Origin of the sequence: Oxynema aestuarii AP17 (assembly GCF_012295525.1) — a bacterium.
GTDB classification, from domain to species: domain Bacteria; phylum Cyanobacteriota; class Cyanobacteriia; order Cyanobacteriales; family Laspinemataceae; genus Oxynema; species Oxynema aestuarii.
The window spans coordinates 2,970,183-2,988,567 of the sequence record NZ_CP051167.1 but is presented as its reverse complement, the minus strand read 5'-3'; the positions used below and the strand labels follow the sequence as shown (position 1 = coordinate 2,988,567).

Sequence of the window (18,385 nt, the reverse complement as noted above, 5' to 3'; positions counted from 1 at the left end):
CCACTTCCAAGGGGTTCGGGTGGGTCATCCCGACTTCACTGATTGAGGAGTGCTATAGAATGCGGGGCTTCGCGCCGATCGACTAAAATCTAAAATCTAAAATCTAAAATCTAAAATTTAACTTTTGAGGGGTTCGGGGAGCTATAAGTTCCGCGCTGTATGCGAAGCATCAGCGTCGGGATCCATGGACTCCCCGAGCTGGTCTCATCCCCACCCTACGGGAAGGGCTAAGCCCTACGATGGGGATGAGACCAGCATTTCCGAGCAGCGATAGCCTTTGGTAAACTCCGGCTATGCTGACCATGAACTACACCTACCGAATCTATCCAAATGTCGTACAGCAGACTGAACTGCGGTCGTGGCTTGAGACGTGCACAGGCGTATATAACTACGCGTTGCGCGAACTCAAAGACTGGATTGCTTCGCGTAAGTGTTCGATAGACCGATGCTCGCTGGAAAAGGAATACATCATTCCCGCCGATGAGCCATTCCCGTCCTACCACCGTCAGCAGAACAACCTGCCCAAAGCGAAGAAGCAATTCCCGCATCTGGGTCAGGTGCATTCTCAGGTGTTGCAGACCACAATTCGCAGACTGCACGATACCTGGGAAGTATTTCAGAAACGGGGACATGGATTCCCGCGTTTCAAAAAGTTCGGTCAATTCAAATCCTTTGTGTTTCCCCAATTCAAGGGCAATCCCATCAATGGCTTCACAATCAAATTGCCAAAAATTGGGGAAGTACCCATCAACCTGCATCCCCCCTTCGCCCCCCTTTCAAAGGGGGGTTGGGGGGATACAGGTAAGGGTATTGTCCAGGGTGCGAGGAACACAATGGTATGTCGTCGTCACCATTGAATCGGATATATCAGTTCCCGATGCCCCGGTTCACGATCGGGCGATTGGGATTGACCTGGGATTGGAGCGATTCTTGACCGCTTCCGATGGCTCTTTCCAAGAGCGCCCTAAGTTTTTCAAGTCGATGCAACGCAAGCTGAAATTGCTGCAACGCAGAGCAGCACGAAAACAAAAGGGTTCTCAAAACTGGGAAAAGGCGCAAATCAAAGTGGCTAGAATGCACCATCGTATTGCGAACCGTCGTAAAGATTTCCATCTGAAGACGGCTCATCAGCTTTGCGACCGGGCGCAAACCATCTTTGCAGAAGATCTCAACGTCAAAGGCTTGACGCGAGGGATGTTGCGAAAAGATTGTGTTGATGCTGCTTTCGGACAATTCCTGTCTCTGACGGAATGGGTTTGCTGGAAACGGGGAGTGTACTTTGCTAAAGTCAACCCCAACGGCACCAGTCAAACCTGTCCATCCTGCCTTGCTACGGTGAGCAAGGGGTTGGAAGTCAGAGAGCATCATTGTCCTGAGTGTGGGTATCGGACTCATCGTGACCGTGCTGCAGCAGAGATGGTTTTGGATCGTGGACTAGAGAATGTAGTATCCCAGGGACTCTGGGGAACGGAAACCGCCTGTCAAGTCGGTCTGTCGGGGGTCGATGACCTAGATAAGTGGCGTGGGGCAGGAATACCCAATCGCGAGACTGGGAAGCCCGCGCTGTAATCTTTGATTCAGTGTCGGGAGGATGTCACATATGCAAGGATTTTTCAAAATACTACGGCGGATCTGGCAGCGCTTGCGTCGCTGGCTCGGGTTTCCCTTCTGGGGACGCTTCGCGAACGGGAAGCGGCGCAGCTCCGACGGGCGACGGCGAGGGGGTTCTAGCCCGAAACTCCCCTCGGTGCCTCTCGCCGAGGCCGAATACGAATTTTTGTTTGCGGAATTGTTGCAAGGAGTGCGTCGGGGGTGGAGTCGCGCGCAAGTGGTGCAATTTATCGGCGCGGTCGGCTCGGGTCCGATCGCCGAGGGTTGGGTAGCCTGGTTGCGCGACTTCGGCGATCGCCTGCTGGCGGCCCCGGGAGGGAATCGAGAATTGGCACAACGGGCGATCGCGTTGGGTCGAATGGACTGTCCGCCGTTGGGAACGGTGGCGGCGGAAATCGGGCAGAAACTGCGCGAGGTTCCGGACCTTGCGCCGAGGACTGCGGAGCCATCGGAGCCCTCGGCGATCGCCGATTGCCTCAATAAGGGTCACTGGCAGTTAAATCGTCGTCAATACGCCTCGGCGCTGCTCAGTTTCCAACGGGCGGCGCAATGGGAACCGGATAACCCGGAGGTGGCTTATGGGTTGGGATTGGCGTCGTTTCGCTTGGGGCTGTTCCGACAGGCGATCGAACTGTTCGATCGCGCCTTGGCGGTCGCTCCCGAGGACCTGGCGGCGATCGCCCATCGGGGATTGGCTTACGATGCCTTAGAACGGGGGGCGGAGGCGATCGCCGAGTGCGAGCGGGTTCTCGACCTCGACGCGCGATCGGCTCGGGATTGGTGCGCCCGGGGGCGGGTCTTGCTGCACTTGCGCCGTCCCCACGAGGCGATCGCCGCTTACGACCGCGCCCTCGCCCTCAAACCGAACCACGCCGGAGCTTGGTACGAACGGGGCAACGTGCTTTACGACTTGCAAGATTACCCCGGGGCGATCGCCGCCTACGACGAAGCCCTACAGGCCCAGCCGGACTACGCCCCCGCCTGGTTGAACCGAGGGGCGGCTTGCGGCAATCTCGGGCGTTACCAAGAGGCGATCGCCGCTTTCGATCGCGTCCTCGACTTGCAACCCTACGACTATCACGGCTGGCTCCGTCGCGGTCAAACCTTGCAGCACTTACACAAGTATGCCGAGGCGATCGCCGCTTTCGATCGCGCCTTGCAAATCCGTCCCGACGATCCCCTCGCCTCGCGCTATCGCAACGACGCCCAAAACCGGAGCCGTTCGCGCTAACCGCCCGCGTCGAACGACCTCAAGCCTCCCGAGTACGAGCCAAATACTGCCCGACTTGAAAGCGAATATCCTTGAGCTCCGTAATCACCGACCGGGTGACCAACTTGCCCGCTTCGACCACCACTTCCCCGGTAATCGGGTGCAAAAGCGGCTGTTCCGTGCGCCGACCGATCAGCGCCTCCACATCTTCGATCGCGTCGAGATACATCCCCGCAGGCACTTCGACGACGATCCCTTCCCCGAGTACCCGAGACTGACAGGCGAGACGGGAACTCGGTTTCGCCGTCGTGATCAACTCCAACGTGCGCTGTTCCCGCCGACCCATCTTAGACAAACTATCCATCCCCTGCTTGATATAAACGTGGCAGGTCGCGCACATGCCCCGACCGCCGCATTCTTTTAAAACATGCAGGTCTTCTGCCAATAATGCCGATAACAGATTGCTGTTCGTTTGAACTTCCGTATTTTGGGCGATCGGTTCTAATCTGACAATTTTAACCATGTCGAATTATTGCAACTGTGAATGAAAACGCGGAGCGACCGCGAGGGCTCCCGCCATCCTATTTTGGCATTGGCGAGCGGTTCGTTGGCTCGGTATCCCTTAAGGAGCAACAAGGATCGCCCCACAACATCCCCAGCCGTCGCCGGGGGATTTAGCATGGAAGGGGGAACTCGCCGGATCGTTCTTCCCCGCCTATCCCCAATTCCCCTGTTAATGCCGAGTCCTTCGATGAACGCCAAAATTCCCGACCGATCGCGCGCCGCTTTACAACCCCTGCAACGCCAACTTCCCAAATACCGCATTTTAGAACGAGTTGGCTCCGGTCAATTCGGTACGGTTTTTTGTGCGATCGAGCGCAAAACTGGGCGACTGGTCGCCCTCAAAGAACTCACCCACCGACGGCTTTCGACTAGCCAATTTTTACGAGAACTCGGGTTCCTCCTCACGTTGCAACACCCGCATATCGTCACCTGTCGCGCTTTAGAAAACACCCCGACCGCCCGCTATTTAGTCATGGACTATTGCGAAGGCGGCACCTTACGCAACCTGCTACAGCGAGATCGCAGCTTGACCCTCGCCGAAGGACTCGATGCGATCCGCGCCGTACTCGACGGCTTGGATTTAGCCCACCGTCGCGGGATCGTCCACTGCGACCTCAAACCGGAAAATATCCTACTCTCCCTGTCCCCCCACGGATGGAAACCGAAACTGTCCGATTTCGGGATTGCCCGCCGCCTGTCGGAACTGAGCCGAGCTAAAAGTGCCAACGACGAAACCGCCGACGCGATCGGCGCCCCCGCCTATACCGCTCCCGAGGGCTTTTTGGGCCTGTACGCCCCGGCGGCGGATATTTATTCCGTGGGGGTTTTACTGTTTGAATTATTGTTTGGTTGCCGTCCCTTCGGCGGTTCGCCGGGTCAGTTGATGTGGGCCCATTTAAACCGCCCCCTGGAGATCGCCACCTCTATCCCGAAACCCCTCGAAACTGTCGTGCGCAAAGCCCTCGCCAAACTGCCCGCCCGCCGCTACCACAGCGCCGCCGAGATGGCCGAGGCGATCGCCCGTTGCCAAGGGGATCCGACCGTGGCCCAGTGGGGCGATCGCCGCTTACCCCTATCGGAACGGGAGACGGAGGGAGACCCTCCAAGCTCCGAGCCGACGGTAATTGTCGAACGGGTCGGCCACCAACAGGCGATCTTTGCCCCCAGTTACCTGGTCGGTGGCGAAGGCTTTCTCTACGGTGCGGCGGGCGATCGCTTCTGCGTGTGGAACCTCGAAGGGGAGATCGATACCCTCAAAGGGAACCGTCCGATTACGGGTTTATGTCCGCTTCCCGGCGGTTGCGCGATCGCCACCGGAGGGCAATTGAGCTGGTTCGATCGCGATCGCGATCTGCTCGACGTTCTGCTCGACGGCGATCGCGATTTTCGGATGGCTGCCGACCCCACGGGCCAGACCCTGGCGATCGTCATTGGCGGAACCCTCAACTTTTATTCCGTCGCCGCTTTAACCGGGTCTCATCAGCCCCTGGTTCCCCAACATCAGACCCCACTGCCGACTCAAAAATTACCGCAGATCCTCGCCCTCGATCGCCGTCACTGGCTCTTGGTCTGGTGCAAATCGACCCCGGAGGCGTCCCAAACGGTTTTCCAGCTCTACAGCCGCAGTGCCAAACTCCTCGGCAGTTTCCGCGTTCCCCTCGCTTTCGAGAGTTTATGGCTGACGGGGGAACCCGACTGCCAAGACCGAGGGGCCGCCCGTTCTCTGTTCGGCGGCGAACGCACCTTACTCGGCTTGAGTTCCCATCCGGCGACTGCGTGGCGGCTGCAACTGATGCCCCCCCAACTCGAAATCCTGCCCCTGTGCGAACAGCCCCTCGCGGCGATCGGGGTGCCGGGGGGCACGGTGGTGGCTCTAGGGGAGGGCGGCGACAAACGCCTCCGGCGTCGCTTCGCTCTCGGTTGGCTCGACGATTGCGGCCATTTGCACCGACAATGCTCCTGGGAACTTCCGACCGCGACGCCGTGCGAACGGTCGCGGGTACGAATGGCGCCTTGGGGCGATCGCGGCTTCGTCCTTTCGACCCCGACCCCTTCCGGCGCCGAGCTTTCTTTTTTCCAAACCCGTTTGAGCAATATCGAATGAGCGAAGCGCAAACTCCGTTGAATTGGACCGATTCTCGTCCCGATCTGGCAGCTATCGGTCAGGCGATTCTCAAGCTCGACCCTCGGGCGAACGAAACGCTGCCAACCGGGGCGAGTTCCGTTCCCGACATCGTTGTCGAACGGATGCACGGTCTGACCGATTGGGTGGCTCAGGTGCGATCGCCCGCACGGGGATGGCCCTCGGATGTGCCGCCGACGCCGGAAAATTTAGCCCCTTACGCCCTCGAAGAAGCTTATGACGTTTTAGAAGCCCTCAAAACCGCCCCGTTCGTTCGCCCCGAGCCTTCCCTTACCGTTGACCGTAGGGACGGTTCGCGAACCCCCCCTACGATCGCCCCCGGCCCGATCGCCCTCCATGACTTGCTTTCGCGCTTGTTGTGGCTCGTCTTGGGCAGTGCGGAACCCCTGCTGGCTTGGTTGGGCGGCGTTCGGGCCCGTCTGGCGGCGGATCCGCGCCGGGAAGCGGTCGGCACCGCCCAGGTGGTGGTGGGTTTGGAAGTTCGCACCGAGGCGGGGGCGTGTTATTTCGACCTGACGGGCGATCGCCCTTTTGCCTCTCAAACCACTCCTTGTACTCTGTCGGATTTGAGCGCGACTTTATACTCCGAGGGAATGGGAGGCGGATACCGTCCGTTCGCCGTCGGCGACCTACTCGATCGCCTCCGGCGGGCGATCGTCTCCCACGCGCCCGAACTGGCTCCCTGGTTCGAGCCGACCTCGGTGGAACTGTTCGCACCCGGCGGACGGTGGCACTCCGGACAGGTTCGACTTTACTTACAAGTGGAGTTTATCTCTCACGATCCGGCGGCAGAAAACGACGAGCGCCCGTCTCTCCTGCACGAACTGGCGATCGCCCCTGTATCTCCAGAGCAGATCGACACCCACCGCCCTCTCCGACAAGCGACTTTGCAACAGTTCGCGCCCTTACTGCGCCAACTCGCACAGAACGCTACGACGGACGGCAACTCTTTCGATCCGTCCCCGGATTCGCCCCTGTGTCAGGTCGTCGCGATCGCCTCCCAACTGGCAGACTGTAGCGAAAATCAATTGCCCGGAGCCTTTTCGGTGTCGAAAGGGCAGCCGATTTCTCTGGACGATTTCGTGCGGCGCCTGTTTTGGCAGTGCCTCGCCGGAGCTTATGAAATCATGCAATTGCTCGCGGGAGTTCAAGGGCGGGTTTTGCAACCGGAGCGATCGTGGCAAGGGGGTACTTTGCGATTGGTCGGTCTGCTGCGGATCGAGGTGCCGAGTTCTTCTTGGGAGCTGGATTTGGCGACGGGGGAAGCGGTGGGAAACACCGTTCGCACGGGATCCGGCCACGAGAATCGCGTGGCTCCCAAATCGGTGATTTGCGCTCCCGAGTGCGACTGGTGCCGTCAGCCGATTTTAACGGAGGTGTTGCTGTCGCGGGCGATCGCCCGGCTGCGCGCGCGATCGCTACAGATGACCGTGCTCGAACGGGCTTTATTTGCACTCGTTCGCTGTCCCGTCTACCTGCACCGAACGGACCGACGCCGGGAATCGAGTTCTCTCGAATTGCGTTTCGTTCTGGAATTTTTGCCCTGATTCTCTCCCAGGGCGTTCGGTCGAGTCCAAACCCCGTTTACGCGCTTTCCCCGGATCGGAAGAGAGTCGCTTATCCATCCACCGGATGCTGTCCGTAAAAGGGTAAAGCCGCCGACCAGTGGGGGCGCTGTCCCCCTTGCCATTGTTGGCGGGCTACGCCCAAGATCGCGCTAGCAGTGGATCCTAGGGCGTCCGGGGCGATCGCCCGTCGGTACGGATGGGGGAGGCGATCGAGGTAACGGTCCCACTCTTCGGGAGACATGACCGTATCGGGCAGTTCGGCGCTTAGAGCGAGATCGGGGGACGCCGGAGAGAGGTAGAGGGCGACGTAGAGTTGACCCCGTTGGGCGCGCATTTGAACCGCGATTCTCCTGGGGAGATCCTTCGCGGTTTCCGAGGCGTCCAGACCGGATTTCGGCGTCAGGAGATCCCAGGCGATCGCCTCCAGGGTCGATACGGCAAATAAGGGGATATCGAGTTGTTGGGCTAAGGTTCGCGCCGTCACTACACCAATGCGCGTTCCGGTAAAGCTTCCCGGACCTTTAGCGACGGCGAGATATTGTAAATCTTGCCAAGTTTGCGGTCGGATAAATTCGACTAACTTGGAATGAAGCCGAACTGAGAGATCTCGACCGAGATCCCAGGTTTGACAGCGCGTCTGTCCGGATGCGTCGGCGATCGCCAGACCGAGTTCGGGGCTGCTGGTATGAAGGGAAAGGGCAAACTGTGGGGAAGTCAAAGTCACGGAAAATCTTCGATACGTTTGGAAGCTCGCCAATGTTATCGGTCGGTACTTTCCAAACCGCACTGTCTTACCCCTCGTATGACGGTTTAACGGTTTGGTTCTAGAGCAGGGGACTGGCGACGTATCCCCAGGTAGGAGCTTTAACGCTTACCGATGACGTAGCCCTCAAAGGGCTTAGGTTGGGTAGGGGCGTTTCGCGAAACGGGTAGGGGCGTTTCGCGAAACGGGTAGGGGCGTTTCGCGAAACGCCCCTACTAAAGGAGAGGCACGAAGCCCCGTCTCTTTAGAGCGGGATGCTGACGGTAACAATCAACGCGCTTTTATTGTAAGCTGTCGCGCGATCGCTGCGTTCGGTCAATCTTGGCCGATCGAAACTCCGAATCCATCAATCCCGTGATTCTCCAACCGCATAACTCACCCCAGTTGAAAGTGACGGTAGGGAACGAGATAATACTGTGAGAGCGCCCCCGGATCTCTCATTAGTTCAATTTGTCATTAGGTTATTGAATGCCCCGGTCTAAGAAAACTAAAACTAAATCCACCGACACGCAGAATGGCAATGGAGCCAATCTCGGTTTCGAGCAAACCTTGTGGGCGGCTGCGGATAAGATGCGCGGCCACATGGATGCTGCCGAATACAAGCACGTCACTTTGGGGCTGATTTTCCTCAAGTACATTTCCGATGCCTTCCAGGAACTCTACGATAACCTCGCGGCGAGGCAGGAAACGGACTACACCGACCCGGAAGACCGGGATGAGTACCTTGGCGAAAATATGTTCTGGGTGCCGAAAGAGGCGCGGTGGTCGGCAATTCAAGCCAGCGCCAAGCAACCGGATATCGGCAAGCGCATTGATGAAGCGATGGCGGCGATCGAGAAAGAAAACTCCCGACTCAAAGGCGTTTTACCCAGCAACTACAATCGCCCCGACTTGGATAAACAACGTCTGGGAGAACTCATCGACCTGATTAGCACCATCGGATTGGGCGATGCCGAGAACCGTTCCAAGGATATTTTGGGGCGAGTTTACGAGTATTTTCTGGGACAGTTTGCCGAGAAGGAAGGCAAGGGAGGCGGTGAATTTTACACGCCGCAGTCTGTGGTTAGGCTGTTGGTCGAAATGATTCAACCCTACAAAGGCCGAATCTATGACCCCTGCTGCGGTTCCGGTGGGATGTTCGTGCAGTCTGAGAAATTCGTGGAAGCGCACGGGGGACGCAAAGGCGATATTGCCATTTACGGTCAGGAGTCCAACCCGACGACGCGGCGGCTGTGCTTGATGAACCTTGCCATTCGCGGGATAGATGGCAACATCGGCGATAGACAGGCGGATAGTTTCACCAACGATTTGCACAAAGACTTGAAGGCAGATTACATTCTGGCAAATCCTCCATTTAACATCAGCGATTGGTGGAACGAGAAGCTGGCAGAAGACGTGCGCTGGCAGTACGGGACGCCACCGAAGGGAAACGCCAACTACGCTTGGATCCAGCACATCATCCACCACCTCGCACCGAACGGGATGGCTGGTTTTGTGTTGGCGAATGGTTCGATGAGTTCTAACCAGTCTGGGGAAGGCGAGATTCGCAAGGCGCTAATCGCTTCGGATTTGGTGGATTGCATGATTGCCTTACCAGGACAGTTGTTCTACACTACCCAGATTCCAGCGTGTCTGTGGTTTGTGGCGCGGGATAAGTCAGGCAAACCCACTGCCGGTCATAAATCCTGTCGCAACCGCAAAGGCGAGACCTTGTTTATTGATGCCCGGAAGTTGGGGGTGTTGATTGACCGGACGCACCGAGAACTGACCGATGAAGAGTTAGCCCGGATTGCGGGAACCTATCAGGCATGGCGCGGGGAACCGGGGGCAGATGAGTATGAGGACGTGCCGGGATTTTGCAAGAGTGCGACGCTGGAGGAAATCGCCTCTCATGGTTATGTGTTGACCCCAGGGCGCTATGTGGGGGCGGAGGAATTGGAGGATGACGATGAGCCGTTTGAGGAGAAGATGGAACGGTTGACTAAGAAGTTGTACAGCCAGTTTGAGGAAAGCGCCAAACTAGAAGCAGCGATTCGGGAAAATTTGAGGAGGTTGGGGCTATGAGTCCATTGCTAAAGCAGGTGTTGCAGGACATTGAGCAGCTTACAATTGAGGAACAGTTAGAGGTGATTAGCCACGCTACAGAACAACTGAAGCGGCGGACGTTAACCCAGCACAACCCTAAACGAAGCTGGCAAGAACTGCGTGGCATTGCTCCCAATTTGTTAAATGGGCAGGATGCTCAGGAGTGGGTCAATGAGTTACGGAAGGAGTGGGATGAACGGGAGAAACGACTTTTTGAGGGGTCATGAAGATTGAAGAAGCGTTTCAATCGGTCAATCGACTGTTTCTAGATTCTGCTCCTGTTATCTATTACGTCGATATGAATCCGGGTTACTCCGCTATTATGGACGGAATATTTGATTGGATTAAATCGGCTCAGATTCGTGTGGTTACTTCTCCCGTGACACTGGCTGAATGCTTAATTTTACCGCTTCGAGACAGTAATTTGTCTCAGCAGCAATTGTTTATTGACATTATCACGGGTCAAGACACGGCTGATTTTGTCAACATCACGTCAGAGATTGCTAGAACTGCTGCTGATATTCGGGTAAGGTATCGTCTGCAACTACCAGATGCTTTTCAGATTGCAGCGGCATTAGATGCTGGTTGTCAGGCATTTCTGACGAATGATGCTCAACTAAAGCGCATAGCCGAGTTAAAGATTTTGTTAGTAAGTGAGTTAGAGGTGTGAGTAAATGCAGGCGGTGACGAAGAAGTTGGACGCGCAGTTTAAAGAGTCGGCACGGTTAGAGAAGGTGATTCGAGAGAATTTGCGGGGGTTGGGGTATGACTACTTCTAGTATTAAAAACAAATGGACAGAAAAAACTTTAGATGAATGTGTATTAATGCTGTCAGGTGGAACGCCTTCAAAACGAAATCCTGATTATTGGAATGGAAATATTTGTTGGGCTAGTGCCAAAGATTTAAAAACTTTTCGTTTGTATGAGACTCAAGATCGTATTACTTCTAAAGGTGCTAGTAATGGAACCCGAATAGCACCAAAAGGGTCTATATTAATTCTAGTTAGAGGCATGACTCTTCATAAAGATGTACCAATTTCTATCGTTATGCAAGACATGGCATTTAATCAAGATATTAAAGCCATTATTCCTGATGAATCTATAATTGACAAAAGCTTTTTAGTATATTGGCTTTTAGCGTTTAAGCCTTATTTAATGGGGTTAGTCGATTCAGCCTCTCATGGAACAGGTAGAATAAATACAGAAGTTCTTAAATCGACTTTAATTAGTTTTCCTTCTATATCTGAGCAAAAAGCGATCGCGCATATTCTCGGCACCCTGGACGACAAAATCGAACTGAACCAGCAGATGAACCGGACGCTGGAGGGCATCGCCCGTGCCATCTTCAAATCCTGGTTTATCGACTTCGACCCCGTTCGCGCCAAGATGGACGGACGACAACCCGCAGGCATGGATGCAGAAACGGCGGCGCTGTTTCCCGATGATTTTGAGGATTCGCCACTGGGTAAGATTCCGAAGGGGTGGAAAGTTGAAACTTTAAAGCAAGTAGTTAAGGTAAACCCACGTAGTGTTACCAAGAATTATTCGCATCAAGTAATTCAGTATGTCGATATTTCTTCTGTTACAACAGGTCGTCTTGAAAAAACGACAGCTTATCAGTTATCTGATGCTCCAAGTCGAGCAAAAAGGCTTGTTCGGCATGGTGACACAATTTGGTCTGGAGTAAGGCCAAATCGCAGATCTTACTTATTTATTCATACTCCCCCAGAGAATTTGGTAGTTTCAACTGGATTTGTTGTTCTTTCACCTAAAGCAATTCCTCCATCATATCTTTATGCGTGGGTTACAACAGATGAATTTGTAGACTATTTGACATTCAATGCTGATGGTAGTGCTTATCCCGCAGTACGACCGGATAGATTTTCGGATGCTCAAATTCTTATTCCTTTGCCAGCAATTCTGGATAAGTTTGAGTTGCAAGTAGGGTCTATCCGAAACAAAATTTTTCAAAGTAACTATGAATCAAGAATTATGGCCTTAACTCGTGACACCCTCCTCCCCAAACTTTTATCTGGCGAAATCCGCATCAAAGATGCCGAAAAAGTCCTTGAGGAGGTGACGTGAAACTACCGAATCCCGATCTAGCACTGATTCCGTTTGAAAAATTGGAGGGCTATTCACTCAATCCAAATCACTCGGAAGGTCAGCACAAAGCCATTGTGTTTCAATCTGCGCTAGGCATTGGGCTAGAAGAAGCTGAAGAACTACGGGTCGCTCTGCGCCAAGCTCTCAAAACTGAAGACGCTATCCCAACTAATCGCAATAGTTACGGGCAGAAATACCAGATTGACTTTGAAATGACGCGGGAAAGTAGAAGTGCCATCATCAGAAGTGTTTGGATTATTAGGCAGAATGAAGACTTCTCACGGCTCATCACCTGTTACATTACCTAATCCCCAGGAGAACACCGGATGAAACTTTTAGATGTCGTTGCCCTAACGGAAGATTTACCTAAATTTAACCTTTATAAAGGCCAAGTCGGTACGATTGTTGAAGTTTACGAACCCGATGTATTTGAGGTCGAATTCGTAGACCTTCAGGGTAAAACCTACGCTTTAGAAACGTTAAGCATCAATCAAGTGATGCAACTTCACTATCAACCGCTTCCTCAAACGGTTTGAGGCATCAATAAGCTGCAAAAATCAGCATTTTGTGGAAAAATAACGCTTATTTTTCCGAAGTGTCCAAGGAGGCGGTGCAAAAAGGGGTAGAGTCTTAAAACTTTTATAGCATTTCTCAGATTGGTGAGGTAAATCGATAAAAATAGATCCAGGAGTGCGAGCTTCTAGCTCGCTGGTAAACTAGCGAGCTAGAAGCTCGCACTCCTTGAAAACAATTATCACATCTTTGCGAGAACCGCTATAGCCATTTAAAAGCGCTCGTTCGCAAACCCTCGATAAAAAACAGAAGTTCCAAACCGGAGAAATCTGATGAGCAAGTTTGCCGAATCTGACGTTGAAGAATCAGCCCTCTACTACTTCGAGCAACTGGGCTACACCATCCTGCATGGCCCTGACATTGCCCCAGGGGAACCCAACGCCGAACGCGAAACCTCTGGTGAAGTCATCCTCACGGATCGCCTCCGTCATGCCGTCGCCCAAATCAACCCTCAGTTACCCGATGATGCCGTAGATGAAGTCATCCGGCAAGTAGTGCGCTGCGAAACTCAAAACCTCATCGAAAATAACCAGCGTTTCCACCGATTGCTCATCGAAGGAGTTCCCGTCGCCTACCACCGAGACGATCGCACGATTGATGACCAAGCTTGGCTCATCGACTGGAACAATCCCGCAAATAACGATTGGTTAGTTGTCAATCAATTTACCGTCATCGAACGCCAAAACCGCCGCCCGGATGTGGTCGTTTTTATTAACGGACTCCCCCTCGCCGTTATCGAACTCAAAAATCCCGCAGACAAAAACGCCGATATCGAAGGAGCCTTTAACCAGCTTCAAACCTATAAAAAAGATATCCCCAGCCTGTTTACCTATAACGAAGTTCTGGCAATTTCCGATAGCAGAACCACCCGAATTGGATCCTTGAGTGCAGATCGCGATCGCTTCATGCCCTGGCGTACCATCGAAGGAGATGACCTCGCACCCAAAACCCTCACCGAACTCGAAATCACCATTCGAGGCGCGTTCGAGAAAGCCCGGTTCCTAGACTTAATCCGCTTCTTTATCGCATTCGAGACAGACGGCGAAACCCCGATTAAAAAGATGGCCGCCTATCACCAATATCATGCCGTCAATAAAGCCGTTGCCGAAACCATCAAAGCCACCTCTCCTGAAGGCGATCGCAAAGTCGGGGTCATCTGGCACACCCAAGGATCCGGGAAAAGCCTCTCAATGGCGTTCTACGCGGGAAAAATCATCCAACATCCGGCGATGGCAAACCCCACCCTCGTCGTCCTCACCGATCGCAACGACTTAGACGACCAACTGTTCGGCACTTTCTCCAAATGTAGCAAGCTGTTGCGACAGACCCCCACCCAAGCCGAAGACCGTCAAGACCTCAAAACTAAACTCCAAGTCGCCTCCGGCGGGGTCATCTTTACCACCATCCAGAAATTTGCCCCAGACACCCCAGGGGGAGAATACGAACAACTCAGCGATCGCCACAACATCGTCTTTATCGCCGACGAAGCCCACCGCTCCCAATATGGCCTCAAAGCCCGCGTCGTCAAAACCACCGACAAAGAAACCGGCGAACGAGGAGCCTATACCGCCTACGGTTTCGCAAAATACCTGCGAGATGCCCTGCCTAACGCTTCATTCATCGGGTTTACGGGCACTCCCATCGAAGCCACCGACAAAAACACCAAACAGATTTTCGGCGACTATATCGACATCTACGACATTCAGCGAGCCGTCGAAGACAAAGCCACCGTTAAGATTTATTACGAAGCCCGACTCGCCAGAATCAACTTAGACGAAAGCGAGAGACCCACAATCGACCCAGACTTTGAAGAACTCACCGAAGGCGAGGAGCAATCCACCAAACAGCAACTCAAGCGCAAGTGGGCGCAGTTAGAAGCGATGGTAGGGGCAGAAAAACGACTCGCCCAAGTTGCCCGAGATATCGTCCAGCACTTCGAGAACCGCCTCAGTGCGATGGAGGGCAAAGGATTGATCGTCTGCATGAGCCGCCGCATCTGCGTTGAGCTTTACAACCAACTGGTTGCCCTGCGTCCGGATTGGCATGATGAGGACGATAAGGCAGGGGCGATTAAAGTGATTATGACCGGCAGCGCCTCCGATCCGCTTAACTTCCAACCCCACATTCGTTCCAAGAAAGGGCGAGATGCGATCGCCAAACGGTTGCGCGACCCCAACGACCCCCTCAAACTCGTGATTGTCCGGGATATGTGGCTGACGGGATTTGACGCGCCTTGCCTGCACACGATGTATATTGACAAACCGATGCGCGGCCACAATTTGATGCAGGCGATCGCTCGCGTGAACCGGGTGTTTGGCTCCAAACCCGGGGGGCTGGTGGTAGACTATCTGGGAATCGCCGAAGACCTCAAAAACGCGCTCAAAGATTACACCGAAGGCGATCGGGGAGAAACCGGCATCGCCATCGAGCAAGCGGTTGCCGTGATGCTGGAAAAATACGAAATCGTGGCGGCGATGTTTAGCGGCTTCGATTATTCCGGCTTCCAGACGGACACCGCACCCCAACGACTCACCCTTTTGCACAACGCCACCGACTGGATTCTGCGCCCGGAGTTCGCAGCGGAAAACGGCATCCAGCGCTACATTCAAACTGTTACGGAACTGTCCAAAGCGTTTGCGTTATGCGCCACTGAAGATGAAGCGATCGCCATTCGCGAAGACCTGGGTTTTTTCCAAGCGATTAAAGCGACCCTCTCCAAACACACCGTCGAAGGGGGCAAAACCAAAGCCGAACTCGATGCAGCAGTGAGGCAAATCGTCACCCGGGCGATCGCTTCCGACCAAGTTATCGATATTTTCGCCACTGCCGGACTCGACAAACCCGAAATTTCCATCCTGTCCGATCGCTTTTTGGAAGAAGTGCGCGGACTCCCCCAGCGGAATTTGGCGCTGGAAGTGTTGAGGAAGCTGCTAAGCGATGAGATTCAGTCGCGATCGCGCCGCAACGTGGTGCAGTCTCGGGAGTTTTCGGAGATGCTGGAGAACACCATCAAGCGCTACCAAAACCGCTCGATTGAATCGGCGCAAGTCCTCCAGGAACTGATCGACCTTGCCCGGGAAATCCGAGAAGCCAGCCAACGGGGGGAACAACTGGGCTTGACTGAAGACGAACTCGCTTTTTATGACGCGCTGGAGGTGAATGATAGTGCGGTTAAAATACTGGGAGATGCAACTCTCAAGGCGATCGCTCGCGACCTCGTGGAAGCGATTCGCAAAAACGTTACGATTGACTGGACGGAACGGGAAACGGTTCGCGCCAAAATGCGAGCTATTGTCAAACGGCTGCTGCGAAAGCACGGCTATCCCCCGGACAAACAACCGAAAGCGATCGAAACTGTCATCACCCAAGCTCAAACCCTCTGTCAAAATTGGGCAGCTTGAAAATTTGAGCGGATATCAAATTTCTATAAAATTCAAACTGTAAAATCTGAAATCTAACATCTAAAATTTAACCTCTCCAATGTCCTTACTCAATCTCGCCGAACTCTGTCCTGCCACTCGTACCCTCGGTCCGGGACGGCGGTTTGCGATTTGGGTACAAGGATGTTGCTTCAACTGTCCCGGATGCGTCTCTCCCGATTGGATCGACCAAAAAACTGCCCATCTCGTCGAAGTTCAAACACTGGGTGACCTGATTTTAAATACCCCCAATCTCGACGGACTGACGGTTTCTGGCGGGGAACCGATGTTGCAAGTCGCCGCATTAAACGAATTATGTCTCTATTTGCGACAACGACGGGATTTATCGATTATTTGTTTTACAGGTTTTACCTTAAAACAGCTCAAATCGCGCCAAGATCCCCAGATTTCTACCCTTCTCGCGGCGATCGATGTTTTAATTGACGGCCAATATCTTGCCGAATACGACGACAATCGCGGTTTACGCGGGTCTTCTAACCAACAGGTGCATTTTTTGACTTCCCGCCATCTACCAGAAAAACAGTGGTTCGACTGTCGCCGTCGCGATGTTGAAGTGCGTTTGCGTGGCGAGTCGGCGTTGATGGTGGGTGTACCGCCTCACGGCTTCTCTGATAAGTTTAAGCTGGCAGTCGATCGCAGTTGTTGAATCACAGCACTTATGGTTTCGGTTAAAGATAAAATCGTTTTAATTACTGGCGCTAGCAGTGGAATTGGGGCGTCTTGCGCTCATTTTTTCGCCGAAGCGGGGGCTAAGCTAATTTTAGCGGCGCGACGCTTCGATCGCCTCGAACAGCTTGGCGCGCAATTAGAGGAAAAATTCGGCACTTCAACCCATTTACTCGCCTTAGACGTGCGCGATCGCGTTTCGGTGGCTTCTACCTTATCCGATCTGCCCGATTCTTGGGCGGCGATCGATATTCTCGTTAATAATGCCGGATTGAGTCGCGGGTTGAACAAGCTTCACGAAGGCAATATCGACGATTGGGAAGAGATGATCGATGCTAATGTAAAGGGATTACTCTACGTTACTCGGGCGATCGTTCCGGGAATGGTCGATCGCGCCTGCGGTCACGTCATCAATATCGGCTCGATCGCCGGACGCGCCGCCTATCCGGGGGGGAACGTCTACTGCGCCTCGAAAGCCGCCGTCCGCGCCATTTCTGACGGTCTCAAGCAAGATTTAATCGGAACTCCCGTCCGCGTTACCGAGGTGGAACCGGGGTTAGTGGAAACGGAATTTAGCATCGTTCGCTTCCACGGCGATCGCGATCGCGCTACCACAGTTTATCAAGATTTAACCCCCTTGACCCCCGACGATATTGCCGACGTGGTTCTCTACTGCGCCACTCGTCCCCCTCACGTCAACATTTCTGAGGTGTTGGTGGTTCCCGTGGATCAAGCCAATGCTACTCTCGTTCACCGACATCGGTAAACTGGAAATATTCAAACTGAAAATATTCAATATTTTAATAGGTCGCCATGCAAGATAGTGCAGTACAATCCTCTCGAATGACGGAATTGACGGCGATTAATCTCGCCAAAACCCTGACCCTGGTTTTATTGATCGCTTGTGCTTTGATTTTCGGGATTCAGGACTGGCGACAGGTTCTGTATTTATGTTTGCATGGCGGTTATTGCGTCTGGTGGTTACTCGAACAGTGGCTGTATCCCGAACGACGCAAGGCGATCTTTTCCGAACCGATTTCGGCGATCGGGGTGATTCTCTGTTTGTTAATTGTCGGCGTTTTTTATGCCATGCCGGGCTATTTCGCGTTTACGAATCCCGAACCTCTGGCCTATTTAACCGGGGCGATCGCCTTAATTCTTTACACGTTCGGTTCGTTAATTAATACGAGTGCAGACGTGCAGAAATTAACGGCAAAACAGTACGGCGCGGGGTTAGTGACTGATGGCGCTTGGCGTTTTTCTCGGCATATTAACTATTTTGCCGACTTATTGCGCTATCTCAGTTTTAGCGTCCTAGCAGGTTCCCCTTGGGCTTATGGATTACCTGTGTTTATCACCGCACTCTATCTTTCTTTGATGAGTAAAACGGAAAAGTCCCGCCTGGAAAAATACCCGGAATATCCCCAATACGTTCAGTCTAGTAAAAAACTAATCCCCGGCATTTGGTAAGGGGCGATCCTCTTTTGGAGAGGCTTCGCGATTCTCCTTTGGAGACGCTTTCGCGATCGCCGCTCGTTTTGTAACACTTTTTCCTCGATTTTATTATTTTTCTTTACAAAAAGATACGCGAAAAACCCTAAAAAGGGCTTGCTTTCGAGGCGGTTTTTCTGGTAAACTTCTATATTATAATGGGGA

The 18,385-nt window shown here is 53.5% G+C and carries 17 protein-coding genes; 15 read left to right on the top strand and 2 right to left on the bottom strand.

What is annotated here, in order from left to right:
• The first annotated feature begins 293 nt into the window (after positions 1-293).
• The 3 genes from HCG48_RS26030 to HCG48_RS12170 are packed head-to-tail and all read left to right on the top strand — an operon-like array spanning position 294 to position 2,842.
• Positions 294-857: an RNA-guided endonuclease InsQ/TnpB family protein gene (locus HCG48_RS26030; RefSeq protein ID WP_246260047.1), complete on the top strand. Its 564-nt coding sequence runs from the start codon at positions 294-296 to the stop codon at positions 855-857.
• A complete protein-coding gene (locus HCG48_RS26025) occupies positions 820-1,569 on the top strand; it encodes an RNA-guided endonuclease InsQ/TnpB family protein (RefSeq protein ID WP_246260045.1) in 750 nt (249 codons plus the stop codon). Before HCG48_RS26030 ends, HCG48_RS26025 begins: the two co-directional genes overlap by 38 nt.
• Positions 1,570-1,591: 22 nt before the next feature.
• Complete coding sequence (locus HCG48_RS12170; protein ID WP_210437224.1) at positions 1,592-2,842, top strand: tetratricopeptide repeat protein; 1,251 nt, start codon at positions 1,592-1,594, stop codon at positions 2,840-2,842.
• A 19-nt stretch (positions 2,843-2,861) separates the two neighbouring features.
• Here HCG48_RS12170 and HCG48_RS12165 read toward each other — a convergent pair whose 3' ends face one another.
• Positions 2,862-3,344 carry a 2Fe-2S iron-sulfur cluster-binding protein gene (locus tag HCG48_RS12165; protein WP_168569398.1) on the bottom strand — a complete coding sequence of 161 codons (483 nt, stop codon included), beginning with the start codon at positions 3,342-3,344 and terminating at the stop codon, positions 2,862-2,864.
• A gap of 156 nt (positions 3,345-3,500) precedes the next feature.
• On the opposite strand from HCG48_RS12165, the gene HCG48_RS12160 reads away from it, so the two are divergent.
• The gene (locus HCG48_RS12160; protein WP_168569397.1) at positions 3,501-5,489 is read left to right on the top strand and encodes a serine/threonine-protein kinase; all 1,989 of its coding nucleotides are present in this window, start codon (positions 3,501-3,503) and stop codon (positions 5,487-5,489) included.
• Positions 5,486-7,075 carry a hypothetical protein gene (locus HCG48_RS12155; protein WP_168569396.1) on the top strand — a complete coding sequence of 530 codons (1,590 nt, stop codon included), beginning with the start codon at positions 5,486-5,488 and terminating at the stop codon, positions 7,073-7,075. Before HCG48_RS12160 ends, HCG48_RS12155 begins: the two co-directional genes overlap by 4 nt.
• Positions 7,076-7,145: 70 nt before the next feature.
• Here HCG48_RS12155 and tsaB read toward each other — a convergent pair whose 3' ends face one another.
• Complete coding sequence (gene tsaB, locus HCG48_RS12150) at positions 7,146-7,820, bottom strand: tRNA (adenosine(37)-N6)-threonylcarbamoyltransferase complex dimerization subunit type 1 TsaB (RefSeq protein WP_168569395.1); 675 nt, start codon at positions 7,818-7,820, stop codon at positions 7,146-7,148.
• Between the two features lie 507 nt (positions 7,821-8,327).
• Between tsaB and HCG48_RS12145 the strand changes: the two genes are divergently transcribed.
• The 10 genes from HCG48_RS12145 to HCG48_RS12100 all read left to right on the top strand — a co-directional run bounded on the left by HCG48_RS12145 (position 8,328) and on the right by HCG48_RS12100 (position 18,199).
• Positions 8,328-9,923 carry a class I SAM-dependent DNA methyltransferase gene (locus HCG48_RS12145; protein WP_168569394.1) on the top strand — a complete coding sequence of 532 codons (1,596 nt, stop codon included), beginning with the start codon at positions 8,328-8,330 and terminating at the stop codon, positions 9,921-9,923.
• Positions 9,920-10,171 (top strand): hypothetical protein, encoded by a 252-nt coding sequence (locus tag HCG48_RS12140; RefSeq protein ID WP_168569393.1) that lies wholly within the window; start codon positions 9,920-9,922, stop codon positions 10,169-10,171. The genes HCG48_RS12145 and HCG48_RS12140 overlap by 4 nt, the downstream gene beginning before the upstream one ends.
• Positions 10,168-10,614, top strand: coding sequence for a type II toxin-antitoxin system VapC family toxin (locus HCG48_RS12135; protein WP_168569392.1), 447 nt, complete (start codon positions 10,168-10,170; stop codon positions 10,612-10,614). Before HCG48_RS12140 ends, HCG48_RS12135 begins: the two co-directional genes overlap by 4 nt.
• A 95-nt stretch (positions 10,615-10,709) precedes the next feature.
• Positions 10,710-12,029, top strand: a complete 1,320-nt coding sequence (locus HCG48_RS26020; RefSeq protein ID WP_168569391.1) for a restriction endonuclease subunit S — start codon at positions 10,710-10,712, stop codon at positions 12,027-12,029.
• Positions 12,026-12,358, top strand: coding sequence for a DUF6883 domain-containing protein (locus tag HCG48_RS12125; protein ID WP_168569390.1), 333 nt, complete (start codon positions 12,026-12,028; stop codon positions 12,356-12,358). Before HCG48_RS26020 ends, HCG48_RS12125 begins: the two co-directional genes overlap by 4 nt.
• An 18-nt stretch (positions 12,359-12,376) precedes the next feature.
• Complete coding sequence (locus tag HCG48_RS12120) at positions 12,377-12,586, top strand: DUF4926 domain-containing protein (RefSeq protein ID WP_168569389.1); 210 nt, start codon at positions 12,377-12,379, stop codon at positions 12,584-12,586.
• Positions 12,587-12,895: 309 nt separating this feature from the next.
• Complete coding sequence (locus HCG48_RS12115) at positions 12,896-16,024, top strand: type I restriction endonuclease subunit R (protein WP_168569388.1); 3,129 nt, start codon at positions 12,896-12,898, stop codon at positions 16,022-16,024.
• 79 nt (positions 16,025-16,103) lie between these two features.
• Positions 16,104-16,709 carry a 4Fe-4S single cluster domain-containing protein gene (locus tag HCG48_RS12110; protein ID WP_168569387.1) on the top strand — a complete coding sequence of 202 codons (606 nt, stop codon included), beginning with the start codon at positions 16,104-16,106 and terminating at the stop codon, positions 16,707-16,709.
• Positions 16,710-16,721: 12 nt separating this feature from the next.
• Positions 16,722-17,495: an SDR family oxidoreductase gene (locus HCG48_RS12105; RefSeq protein ID WP_168569386.1), complete on the top strand. Its 774-nt coding sequence runs from the start codon at positions 16,722-16,724 to the stop codon at positions 17,493-17,495.
• A gap of 47 nt (positions 17,496-17,542) precedes the next feature.
• Complete coding sequence (locus HCG48_RS12100; protein ID WP_168569385.1) at positions 17,543-18,199, top strand: DUF1295 domain-containing protein; 657 nt, start codon at positions 17,543-17,545, stop codon at positions 18,197-18,199.
• Positions 18,200-18,385: the final 186 nt, after the last annotated feature.